Source organism: Variovorax sp. N23 (genome assembly GCF_025486315.1).
GTDB lineage: Bacteria > Pseudomonadota > Gammaproteobacteria > Burkholderiales > Burkholderiaceae_C > Variovorax.
On the sequence record NZ_JAOOPY010000002.1, the window covers coordinates 232,501 to 235,000 of the forward strand.

Below are 2,500 nucleotides of genomic sequence, written 5' to 3' on the forward strand. Positions count from 1 at the left end.
GGTCCGAACCGACTAGTGTTGCAAAACTAGCGGATGAGCTGTGGATAGGGGTGAAAGGCTAAACAAACTTGGAAATAGCTGGTTCTCTCCGAAAACTATTTAGGTAGTGCCTCAAGTATTACCATCGGGGGTAGAGCACTGTTTTGGCTAGGGGGTCATGGCGACTTACCAAACCAAGGCAAACTCCGAATACCGATGAGTACAGCTTGGGAGACAGAGCACCGGGTGCTAACGTCCGGACTCAAGAGGGAAACAACCCAGACCGCCAGCTAAGGTCCCTAAAATTGGCTAAGTGGGAAACGAAGTGGGAAGGCTAAAACAGTCAGGATGTTGGCTTAGAAGCAGCCATCATTTAAAGAAAGCGTAATAGCTCACTGATCGAGTCGTCCTGCGCGGAAGATGTAACGGGGCTAAGCCAGTTACCGAAGCTGCGGATTTGCAATTTATTGCAAGTGGTAGGAGAGCGTTCTGTAAGCCTGTGAAGGTGCGTTGTAAAGCGTGCTGGAGGTATCAGAAGTGCGAATGCTGACATGAGTAGCGTTAAAGGGGGTGAAAAGCCCCCTCGCCGTAAGCGCAAGGTTTTCTACGCAACGTTCATCGGCGTAGAGTGAGTCGGCCCCTAAGGCGAGGCAGAGATGCGTAGCTGATGGGAAACAGGTCAATATTCCTGTACCGATATATAGTGCGATGTGGGGACGGATCTTAATAGGTCATCCGGGTGTTGGATATCCCGGTTTAGTTGGATGTAGGCGTGCATTAGGCAAATCCGGTGCACATATACCGAGGCCAACGATCGAGCCAGCTTGCTGGTGAAGTGACTGAACGAGGTTCCAGGAAAAGCCACTAAGCTTCAGCTATATACGACCGTACCGCAAACCGACACTGGTGCGCGAGATGAGTATTCTAAGGCGCTTGAGAGAACTCAGGAGAAGGAACTCGGCAAATTGACACCGTAACTTCGGAAGAAGGTGTGCCCTATTAGTGTGTAGTGAACAACGAAGCATGAATGGGTTGCAAAAAATCGGTGGCTGCGACTGTTTATTAAAAACACAGCACTCTGCAAACACGAAAGTGGACGTATAGGGTGTGACGCCTGCCCGGTGCTGGAAGATTAAATGATGGGGTGCAAGCTCTTGATTGAAGTCCCAGTAAACGGCGGCCGTAACTATAACGGTCCTAAGGTAGCGAAATTCCTTGTCGGGTAAGTTCCGACCTGCACGAATGGCGTAACGATGGCCACACTGTCTCCTCCTGAGACTCAGCGAAGTTGAAATGTTTGTGATGATGCAATCTCCCCGCGGAAAGACGGAAAGACCCCATGAACCTTTACTGTAGCTTTGTATTGGACTTTGAACAGATCTGTGTAGGATAGGTGGGAGGCTTTGAAGCAGGGTCGCTAGATCTTGTGGAGCCAACGTTGAAATACCACCCTGGTGTGTTTGAGGTTCTAACCTAGGTCCATTATCTGGATCGGGGACAGTGCATGGTAGGCAGTTTGACTGGGGCGGTCTCCTCCCAAAGCGTAACGGAGGAGTTCGAAGGTACGCTAGTTACGGTCGGACATCGTGACGATAGTGCAATGGCATAAGCGTGCTTAACTGCGAGACTGACAAGTCGAGCAGATGCGAAAGCAGGACATAGTGATCCGGTGGTTCTGTATGGAAGGGCCATCGCTCAACGGATAAAAGGTACTCTGGGGATAACAGGCTGATACCGCCCAAGAGTTCATATCGACGGCGGTGTTTGGCACCTCGATGTCGGCTCATCTCATCCTGGGGCTGTAGCCGGTCCCAAGGGTATGGCTGTTCGCCATTTAAAGAGGTACGTGAGCTGGGTTTAAAACGTCGTGAGACAGTTTGGTCCCTATCTTCCGTGGGCGCTGCAGATTTGAGGAAGCCTGCTCCTAGTACGAGAGGACCGGAGTGGACACACCTCTGGTGTATCGGTTGTCACGCCAGTGGCATTGCCGAGTAGCTAAGTGTGGAAGAGATAACCGCTGAAAGCATCTAAGCGGGAAACTCGTTTCAAGATGAGATCTGCCGGGGCCTTGAGCCCCCTAAAGAGTCGTTCAAGACCAGGACGTTGATAGGTCAGGTGTGGAAGCGCAGTAATGCGTTAAGCTAACTGATACTAATTGCTCGTGCGGCTTGACCCTATAACTTTGATCTGTCAGATCAAGGTGTTATGCCAAGTTGACGCATTCAAAATACATTCAAGCAGCGCAGTCATTGCGTGCTGATTCAAAACTCTATGAATTCGTTTGATTGATCATGTGATCAATCAGACATCAAGTTATGCCTGATGACCATAGCGACGTGGTACCACTCCTTCCCATCCCGAACAGGACAGTGAAACGCGTCAGCGCCGATGATAGTGCGGGTTCCCGTGTGAAAGTAGGTCATCGTCAGGCTCTTACAGCCTAGAAAGCCCCAACCAACCGGTTGGGGCTTTCTTATTTGTGTAGACACCTGAAAAGTGTGCCTGACCAGGTCCAGAGGCG

The 2,500-nt window shown here is 50.6% G+C and carries 2 rRNA genes (1 of these 2 cut by a window edge); both read left to right on the forward strand.

The annotated features are described in order from the left end of the window. Nucleotides 1–2,155, forward strand: a 23S ribosomal RNA gene (locus N8A90_RS04065); it begins 718 nt to the left of the window's first position. A gap of 142 nt (nt 2,156–2,297) precedes the next feature. Continuing rightward, nucleotides 2,298–2,410, forward strand: a 5S ribosomal RNA gene (gene rrf, locus N8A90_RS04070). The last annotated feature ends 90 nt before the right edge of the window (nt 2,411–2,500 follow it).